This is a genomic window from Azohydromonas lata NBRC 102462, from assembly GCF_001571085.1.
Taxonomy (GTDB): Bacteria; Pseudomonadota; Gammaproteobacteria; order Burkholderiales; family Burkholderiaceae_C; genus Azohydromonas; species Azohydromonas lata.
Genome location: NZ_BCTC01000172.1, coordinates 1 through 8,200 on the forward strand (window position 1 = coordinate 1; position 8,200 = coordinate 8,200).

The 8,200-nt window shown below is 69.5% G+C and carries 10 protein-coding genes and 1 pseudogene; 7 read left to right on the forward strand and 4 right to left on the reverse strand.

Annotated elements, in window-relative coordinates:
* The 4 genes and pseudogenes from ALA01S_RS29440 to ALA01S_RS35575 form a co-directional block, all read right to left on the reverse strand.
* A pseudogene (locus tag ALA01S_RS29440) lies at positions 1-224 on the reverse strand (ISL3 family transposase); the annotation flags it as partial.
* 86 nt (positions 225-310) lie between these two features.
* Positions 311-787 carry a helix-turn-helix domain-containing protein gene (locus ALA01S_RS29445; protein WP_066343071.1) on the reverse strand — a complete coding sequence of 159 codons (477 nt, stop codon included), beginning with the start codon at positions 785-787 and terminating at the stop codon, positions 311-313.
* A 25-nt stretch (positions 788-812) separates the two neighbouring features.
* A complete protein-coding gene (locus ALA01S_RS29450; RefSeq protein ID WP_066343072.1) occupies positions 813-1,373 on the reverse strand; it encodes an IS1634 family transposase in 561 nt (186 codons plus the stop codon).
* Positions 1,271-1,579: an IS1634 family transposase N-terminal domain-related protein gene (locus tag ALA01S_RS35575; RefSeq protein ID WP_507762121.1), complete on the reverse strand. Its 309-nt coding sequence runs from the start codon at positions 1,577-1,579 to the stop codon at positions 1,271-1,273. The genes ALA01S_RS29450 and ALA01S_RS35575 overlap by 103 nt, the downstream gene beginning before the upstream one ends.
* A 188-nt stretch (positions 1,580-1,767) precedes the next feature.
* Between ALA01S_RS35575 and ALA01S_RS29455 the strand changes: the two genes are divergently transcribed.
* From ALA01S_RS29455 to ALA01S_RS29480, 7 genes are all read left to right on the forward strand, one after another.
* Positions 1,768-2,523: an MBL fold metallo-hydrolase gene (locus tag ALA01S_RS29455; protein WP_066343074.1), complete on the forward strand. Its 756-nt coding sequence runs from the start codon at positions 1,768-1,770 to the stop codon at positions 2,521-2,523.
* Between the two features lies 1 nt (position 2,524).
* A complete protein-coding gene (locus ALA01S_RS29460) occupies positions 2,525-3,463 on the forward strand; it encodes an MFS transporter (RefSeq protein ID WP_238456007.1) in 939 nt (312 codons plus the stop codon).
* A gap of 15 nt (positions 3,464-3,478) precedes the next feature.
* Positions 3,479-3,823 carry a hypothetical protein gene (locus tag ALA01S_RS35095; RefSeq protein WP_238456008.1) on the forward strand — a complete coding sequence of 115 codons (345 nt, stop codon included), beginning with the start codon at positions 3,479-3,481 and terminating at the stop codon, positions 3,821-3,823.
* A 99-nt stretch (positions 3,824-3,922) separates the two neighbouring features.
* Positions 3,923-4,282, forward strand: coding sequence for a DUF2946 family protein (locus ALA01S_RS29465; protein ID WP_066343081.1), 360 nt, complete (start codon positions 3,923-3,925; stop codon positions 4,280-4,282).
* Between the two features lie 131 nt (positions 4,283-4,413).
* A complete protein-coding gene (locus tag ALA01S_RS29470; protein WP_238456010.1) occupies positions 4,414-5,667 on the forward strand; it encodes a TolC family protein in 1,254 nt (417 codons plus the stop codon).
* Positions 5,668-5,675: 8 nt separating this feature from the next.
* Complete coding sequence (locus tag ALA01S_RS29475) at positions 5,676-7,208, forward strand: efflux RND transporter periplasmic adaptor subunit (RefSeq protein ID WP_066343087.1); 1,533 nt, start codon at positions 5,676-5,678, stop codon at positions 7,206-7,208.
* A gap of 19 nt (positions 7,209-7,227) precedes the next feature.
* Positions 7,228-8,200: efflux RND transporter permease subunit (locus tag ALA01S_RS29480; RefSeq protein WP_174548669.1), on the forward strand; the 973-nt coding region annotated here is incomplete at its 3' end.

The following is an 8,200-nucleotide window of genomic DNA, read 5'->3' on the forward strand; positions in this document are numbered from 1 at the left end:
ACCTGCAGCAGGCACTCGTGCTGGAAGAAGTTGAGGTGCCGGTAGGTCTTGGTGACGGTGTCGTGGACCGGATGCTCGCCAGGCACGCCCTCGACAGCGAAGCGAGACCCCACGGCGAAGTCAATGGCCACCGTCAGAACCTTGGCCGCCTCATCGAACTGCACACCCGTGACGGACCACGGTGCAGTGATTCCCAGAGCAGCTTCGAACAACCGGTCGTGCATCTCAAACGTTCTGATCGTTATGGCAAAGGCGTCAGCATGCCGCATCAACCTCGGCCGCCAGCCCCAAGGCCAGCAAGTCAACCCACTCAGAATTCAACAGAGGCTTTTTTTTGGACCTCGATTACCAACCGCGCCTTGTCCAACTCGCTCTTGAGGCGGTCGCGCTCGCGCGTGAGCTGGGCGATGTGCAGTGCCTCGGCACGGTGCGGGTCAGGCTTGGGGCCGCGCTTTTGCGGCGCCAGGGCGGCCAGGTCAGCGGCCTCGCGTTGGCGCCGCCAGGTGCTCAGGGACGACGAGTACACGCCTTCGCTGCGCATGAGCGCGCCGATCTCGCCGGGTTTGGTACAGCGGTCGGCGGCCTCCAGGATCCGGCGCTTGTCGGCGTTGGAGAAGTGCCTGCGCCGTGGGTGTGGGACGACCTCAGAGTCGGCATCGGGCCGCGGCGTCGAGGCTGCCGATCCGGGCGCATCTTCAGTCGCCCTACGGGCTCCTTGCGATGCGCCCGGATCGGATGAAGTCGGCTCTGCGGGCATCGCTGCCTTGGCCTGGGGAGTGGTGGTCATACCTGCCTTATTGCTCACTGATCTCTCAGCGGGAGGTGCAGCAGGTCATATTGGCACGGGGGGCATCGCCGCGCCCGTTCTTGGACAGCCCACGCTTGCGGGGCGCGCGGTAGGTCTTGTGCCCGGCGGCCAAGCTGCCGTGCACGATGTCATCGGGCCCACCGCCTTCGTCGTTCAAGTCGATCTCGAAGTGCAGCGAGGTGGTGTCGTAGAACAGCACCTCCACGTCCAGGTTCAGCAGATCGGCCACGCGGTGGAAGATCTCCCTCTCGATGGGTTCCTTGTTGGCCTCCAGGAAGTCCATCGCGCGGTACAGGTGCTGCAACGACAGCCCCTGCGTGCCCGGGATGTGGACTTCTTCCTTGAGCCACTGGTCCCAGCAGTACAGCTTGGAGCACGGCGCACAGGCCCGATTGGCCACCATCGCAAACAGCGCGCGCTCCACGTCGAAGCCGAGGCGGCGCGCCTGCGCCTGCGCGCGGATCACCTGGTCGATACCCAGCCGCTGCCACAGCGCCTGCAGCACGTAGACCTCGCCATAGGGCCAGGCGCACACCAGGCGCAGCTCGCCGTTGCCGGCGCCCACGACTCCTCGGGCGAGCAGCGGCGCAGGATGCTGGCGGCGAGCTTGCGCAATCGCTCGACTACGGCCGTGTCGTCAGCGCGGCCACAGTTGTAGACCACGCGCGTCTGCGAGCGTCGCCGCTCGGGATCCCACATGTTCTCGGCGAGCTGCAGGTACGACACGGTGCTGCCGTCGGCGCGACGTTGCTTGGACTCACGCAGGTACATGTACCCAAGCGTAGGCAGCTTCACCCAAGAAAAACAAGAGCTGCGCGCCAATCCATGTATCTAGGCACTTGGCGCGGCGCGGTCCTGCTGCACCCCGTCAGATCAACCACTTACGCATGCTCGATGCGCCAGAGCCGGGGTTGTGTGCCCCGGAACTGTCAAAGTCGGGTCTGAGGAAGGAGAAGACCATGTTCTTTCGCCAACAGGCCGCCGCCAATGCCACGCTGTCCTACTTCTTCGGCTGTGCCGGACATGGCAAGGCCGTGGCCGTGGACGTGGTCGCCGGCGATGAGGACTGGTTCGTTGCCGAGGCGGACAAGGCCGGTGTGCGCATCGCCTACGTCATCGACACCCATGTCCACGCCGACCACTACTCGGGCGGACCGGCGCTCGCGCGCCGCATCGGCGCCCCGTACTGCCTGCACGAGAGCAACGAGGGCCGGATCGCGTTCGATTTCACTTCGCTGAGTGACGGCCAGCGGCTGGAAGTGGGCAACGTGCTGGTCGATGTGCTGCACACGCCGGGCTACACGCCCGACAGCGTCTGCCTGCTCGTGCGCGATCTGCGCCGAGGCGACGAGCCTTGGTTTGTTCTCACCGGCGACACGTTGTTCGTCGGCGCGGTCGGCCGCCCGGACCTGGCCGGTCAGGAGCGGGAGATGGCCGCGCAGCTTCACGACGCGCTGCACTGCAAGTTGCTGACGCTGCCGCCCGAGTTGGAGATCTACCCCGGCCACCAGGCCGGCAGTGCGTGCGGCGCTGGCCTGTCGGGCAAACCCGCCTCGACCCTCGCCCTCGAGAAGCGCTTCAACCCGATGCTGTCCATGTCGCGCGAGGACTTCGTCCAGGCCCTGACGGCAGAACTTCCTCCCCAACCGCAGGACATGGCCCGCATCATGGCTGCCGACCTGCGTGGCGAGGCGGTAACGGCGGGTGGGGCCTGACATGGAGTTCGGCATCCGCGCCAATCTGGTCCAGGTGCTGCACCAGCTCCTGCAGGTGCTGCTGGTGGGCATGACGATCGGCATGATGCGCAACGTCGTGCCAGCACTGGCCGAGACGGAATTCGGCGTGCCCCGTGGCTCCTTCATGCTGCTGGCAGCCTTCGTCGTCGCCTTCGGCTTCGTCAAGGGGGCGATGAACTTCGTTGCCGGGCGGCTGGCCGAGCGGCTGGAGCGGCGGCTCGTGCTGCTCATCGGCTGGCTCGTTGCGCTGCCCATTCCCGTGATCGTTTACCTTGCGCCATCGTGGAGCTGGATCGTTGCGGCGACGGTGCTGCTCGGCGTGAACCAGGGACTGACCTGGTCGATGACGCAGACCGCCAAGCTCGATCTCACCCGTGCTGACCAGCGGGGGCTGGTGATCGGGCTCAACGAGTTCTCCGGCTATGTCGGCGTTGCAGCAGCGGGCGTGCTCACCGGGTATGCCGCCTCGCTGCTTGGACCGCGCGAGGGCCTGCTGTGGTTCGGGCTTGCGGTGATCGGGACAGCGACCTTGCTGGCGTGGCAGGCGGTGGCGGAAACACTGCCCTGGGCACATGCCGAGGCCAAGCAGCGCTTGGCCGCCGCTGCCTCGGCGCAGGCCTTGCGCCCGCGCTACCCGAGCGGCGTCAGCGATCGGCCGGGCACGGCCGAGATACTTTGGCTGATGAGCTGGGGCGACCGCCGCATGGCCGCGCTGTGCCAGGCCGGGCTGGTCGAAAAGTTCGTCGACGCCCTGGTCTGGGCCTTCTGGCCGGTCTACCTGCACGAGCGCGGCGTGAGCCTGCCCGGCATTGGCTGGATTGTCGGTGTCTACGGCTTCACCTTGGGCGCCGCACAGTTCTTCACCGGCCGGCTCTCCGACCGCATGGGCCGGCACCGCCTCAACGTCGGTGGCATGTAGCTGTGCGGCGCCGGCGTGGCACTGCTGCCGCTTGGCGACGGCTCGGCATGGTGGAGCACATCGGCCGCCATGGCGGGGCTGGGCTGGGCTGGGCTGGGCATGGCGATGCTGTACCCGATCCTCAGCGCCGCGGTCGCCGACATTGCCCACCCGGGCTGGCGCGCGTCCGCCATCGGCATCTACCGCTTCTGGCGCGACCTGGGCTACGGCCTGGGTGCGCTGGGCCTGGGTGCCGTAGCGGCGCTCGGTGGCCAACTGGAGCATGCCTTCTGGTTTGCAGCGATCTCGATGCTGCTGTCAGGCGCACTGCTGCAGCTCTGGGGCGAGGAGACCCATCCTCGCCTCAATCCGGCAAGCTGAGCAGCGCCTCGTGCGGCCCGCCGTGTCTTGCCCTTCGGGCCGCCCGTACGCGAACGCGGCAGCCCGAGGCTTCAACCCTGTAGTTGCTATACTTTTTTGATGCGCCGCTGGCTCCTGGTCTTTCTCATGGCAATCCTGCCGCTGCAGCTCTCCTGGGCTGTGGGGGCGGGGTATTGCCAGCACGAGCAGGCCCCGGCCCAGGCGGCGCACTTCGGGCACCACGAGCACCAGCACCACGGCAACAAGGCCGCGGCCGACACCGACCCGCACGCCAAGAAGAGCCCGCTGGCGCTGGACGAGGACTGCGGCACCTGCCAGCTCGGACACGCCCAGACGCTGCTGAGCGACGCGCCCGCCCTGGCGCCGCCCGCACACCCGCCGCGCGTGGCTGCACAACCCGCGCTGCATGGATCTCACATCCCCGCGCTGCCCGAGCGCCCCGACCGACGCCTCGCCTGATCCGGCGAGCGCGTTCGCACACCTCCTTTTTTAGACACTGCCCGACGCCTCGCCGGATCTCCACCGTTGACTGGTCAACCCTGGAGTTTTCGATGCGAGAAGCATGGCTGCCGCCCCTACTGGCGGCTTTGATGACGTCCCCCTGCTTGGCGCAGGACAGTGCTGCGCCCCCGCTGCCACGCGGCGGTGACGCGGTCGCCCCGGCTGCGGCCACACCCGCCGCTCTGACACTGGCACAGGCCCTGGCCGTGGCGCTGGAGCGCCACCCCGAGCTGGCTGCAGCACACAGCGAAGTCGAGGCCACCGAAGCGGCCCGGCTGCAGGCCGATGCGCGCCCGGCGCCAGTGGTGGACGCCGAGTTGGAGGATACGCGGCGCGAGACGCGCTCCACGACGCTGCTCATCGCGCAGCCCATCGAGCTTGGCGGCAAGCGCCAAGCTCGGCTGGACGCGGCCGAGCGCGCCCGCGAGGCAGCCCTGGCGCGGCTGGGACTGCGCCGCGGCCAGCTGCGCGCCCAGGTCACGGCGGCGTTTGCCGAGGCGCTGGTGGCCCAGGAGCGGCTGCGGCTGGCCCAGGCCTCTCTGGAGCTGGCGCGCGGCGGCAGCACCGCCGCGCAGCGCCGCGTGCTCGCCGGCAAGGTCTCGCCCATCGAGGAAACCAGGGCCCGCGTGGCCGAGGCCGGCGTTGGCGTGGAGGCGGCGCAGGCCCGCGCCGAGCTGCGCGCCGCGCTGCAGTCGCTGCAGGCGACGCTGGGCGGTGCGCAGCACATCGAGCGCGTGGAGGGTGACGTCGGGCTGCCGGTGGTGATGCCCGAGGACGTGCTCCAGTCCAGGCTGGCGGACGCGCCCGCATTGCGCGTGGCCCGGCTCGATGTCGAGCGGCTGGGCGCGCAGGCCCGGCTGGAGCGCACGCGCCGGGTACCGGACGTGACCGTGGGCGTGGGCGCCAAGCGCAACGAGGAACTGGGGCGCACGCAGGCGCTGGTGACGCTGTCCATGCCGCTGCCGGTGTCCAACACCTGGCGCGGCGCAGAGCTGGAGGCGCTGCGCCGCCAGGACCAGGCCCGCTTCGAGGCCGAGGCCACCGCGCTGCGGCTGCGCGCGGACGCAGCCCGGGCCTACGAGCGGCTGCAGGCCGCGGTCACCGAGGCCCGCACGCTGCAGGACGAGGTGCTGCCTGGCGCGCAGAGCGTGCACGAGGCAACCACCAAGGGCTACGAGCTGGGCAAGTTTGGCTTCCTGGACGTGCTCGATGCCCAGCGCACGCTGCTGCAAGCCCGCACCCAGCACCTGCGCGCTGTCGCGCAGGCCCACCTCGCCGCGGCCGAGATCGAGCGGCTGCTGGGCGACGACACGCCCGCCAGTGCCCCCACGGCCCAGCCATGAGTTCCACGATGAAGAACACCACATCCCCCATCAGCAAGAAGCAGTGGATTGCGATCGCGGCCCTCGTGGCGGCCGGCTTGGCTGGCGGCGCCGCGATCCTGGGCACCGAGTCCGCCCGGCCAGCGGACCCCCACGGCCATGCCAAGGCGCAGGGCGACGAGCACGGCCATGGCAACGAGCACGGCGACCACGAGGAGGAAGCCGCCAAGGGACCCAACGGCGGCCAGCTCATGACCGAGGGCGACTTCGGCCTGGAAATCCGGCTCGTGGAAGAAGGCGGCCAGGCACGCCTGCGCGTGTGGCTCTACGACCAGGGCAAGCCGCTGCCGCCCAGCGCCGCGCAAGTGGCCATCACGCTGACGCGCCCTGGCGGCGAGCAGCAGCAGGTCGCGCTGGCGCCCACCGGCAAGGCGCTCAGCAGCACGCAACCCATTGAAGAGCCGCATGCCTTCGAGGCGACCATTGAGGCGCGCACTCCCAAGGAGCCCTACCTCTTCAGCTACAGCCAGCAGGAGGGCCGGGTCGCCATGACCGACGCCCAGGTGCAGGCGGCGGGCATCGCGGTGGAGCCAGCCACCGAGGCGAGCATCAGGACGTCCCTGCAGCTGCCCGGCGAGATCCGCTTCAACGAGGACCGCACCGCGCATGTCGTGCCGCGCGTGGCCGGCATCGTGGACAGCGTCAGTGCCAACCTGGGCCAGATGGTGCGCCGCGGCCAGGTGCTGGCCGTGATCAGCAGCGCCAGCGTGTCGGAGCTGCGCAGCGAGCTGCAGGCGGCCCAAAAGCGCCTGGCGCTGGCGCGCACCACCCACGAGCGCGAGAAGCGGCTGTGGGAGGAGAAGATCTCGCCGCAGCAGGACGTGCAGCAGGCCGAGCAGGCGCTGCGCGAGGCGGAGATCGCGGTGGCCAACGCCCACCAGAAGCTCCAGGCCATCGGCGCTGCGGCCGGCGGCACGGCGCTCAACCGCTTCGAGCTGCGTGCGCCCTTCGACGGCGCCATCGTCGAGAAGCACATCGCGCTGGGCGAGGCGGTCAAGGAGGACGCCAGCGTCTTCACGCTCTCGGACCTGTCCTCCGTGTGGGCCGAAATCGATGTCCCGGCCAAGAACCTGAACCAGGTTCGCGTGGGCTCCAAGGTCACCGTGCGCTCCAGCGCCTTCGACGAGACCGCCAGCGGCACGGTGGCCTACGTCGGCGCGCTGCTGGGTGAGCTCACCCGCACCGCCAAGGCGCGCATCGTGCTGCCCAACCCGCAAGGCGCCTGGCGCCCGGGGCTGTTCGTGACCGTGGAGCTGGTCACCGGCGAGGCGGCGGCGGCCGTCACGGTGGCGGCCGAGGCCGTGCAGCAGCTCGGTGACAAGCCGGTGGTGTTCATGAAAGTGCCCGGCGGCTTCCTGCCGCAGCCGGTGGAGGTTGGCCGCAGCGACGGCCAGCGCGTCGAGATCGTCAAGGGGCTGCCGCCCGGCACGCCCCACGCCGCGGCGGGCAGCTTCGTCGTGAAGTCCGAGGCCGGCAAGGGCTCGGCCACGCACACGCACTGATAGCACAGGACGCACCACCATGTTTGAACGCATCCTGCGCTTTGCTGTTCAGCAGCGCTGGCTCGTGATGCTGGCCGTGCTGGGCATGGCCGTGCTGGGGCTCTTCAGCTACCAGAAGCTGCCCATCGACGCGGTGCCCGACATCACCAACGTCCAGGTCCAGATCAATACCCAGGCGCCGGGCTACTCGCCGCTGGAGACCGAGCAGCGCGTGACTTACCCCATCGAGACCGTGATGGCGGGGCTGCCGGGGTTGCAGCAGACACGGTCGCTGTCGCGCTACGGGCTGTCGCAGGTGACGGTGATCTTCAAGGACGGCACCGACATCTATTTCGCGCGGCAGCTGGTCGGCGAGCGTATCAGTGCCGCACGTGACCAGCTCCCCGCCGGCGTGACCCCGGTCATCGGCCCGATCTCCACCGGCCTGGGCGAGATCTTCCTGTGGACGGTCGAGGCGCAAGAGGGCGCACGCAAGCCCGACGGCACGCCGTACACCGCCACCGACCTGCGCGAGATCCAGGACTGGACCATCAAGCCGCAGCTGCGCACCGTGCCCGGCGTCACGGAGATCAATTCCATCGGCGGCTACGCCAAGGAGTACCACGTGGCACCCAGCCCCGAGCGGCTGTCGGCCCACGGCCTGACCCTCGCCGACGTGGTGGCCGCGCTGGAGCGCAACAACGCCAACGTGGGCGCGGGCTACATCGAGCGCCGCGGCGAGCAGGTGCTCATCCGCACGCCCGGCCAGGTGCGCTCGATGCAGGACATCGGCAACATCATCCTGGCCAGCACGCACGGCACGCCGGTGCGCATCCGCGACGTGGCCGACGTGGAGATCGGGCGCGAGCTGCGCTCGGGGGCTGCCACCGACAACGGGCGCGAGGTGGTGCTGGGCACCGTCTTCATGCTCATCGGCGAGAACAGCCGCACGGTGGCGCAGGCCGTGGCCGCGAAGATGGAAGCGATCAACCGCACGCTGCCCGCGGGCGTGG

Bases quoted from the DNA above. Each gene is read 5' to 3' on its own strand.
- ALA01S_RS29445 (WP_066343071.1), bottom strand. From the start codon at position 787: ATGACCACCACTCCCCAGGCCAAGGCAGCGATGCCCGCAGAGCCGACT.
- ALA01S_RS35575 (WP_507762121.1), bottom strand. From the start codon at position 1,579: ATGTACCTGCGTGAGTCCAAGCAACGTCGCGCCGACGGCAGCACCGTG.
- ALA01S_RS29455 (WP_066343074.1), top strand. From the start codon at position 1,768: ATGTTCTTTCGCCAACAGGCCGCCGCCAATGCCACGCTGTCCTACTTC.
- ALA01S_RS29460 (WP_238456007.1), top strand. From the start codon at position 2,525: ATGGAGTTCGGCATCCGCGCCAATCTGGTCCAGGTGCTGCACCAGCTC.
- ALA01S_RS29465 (WP_066343081.1), top strand. From the start codon at position 3,923: ATGCGCCGCTGGCTCCTGGTCTTTCTCATGGCAATCCTGCCGCTGCAG.
- ALA01S_RS29470 (WP_238456010.1), top strand. From the start codon at position 4,414: ATGACGTCCCCCTGCTTGGCGCAGGACAGTGCTGCGCCCCCGCTGCCA.
- ALA01S_RS29475 (WP_066343087.1), top strand. From the start codon at position 5,676: ATGAAGAACACCACATCCCCCATCAGCAAGAAGCAGTGGATTGCGATC.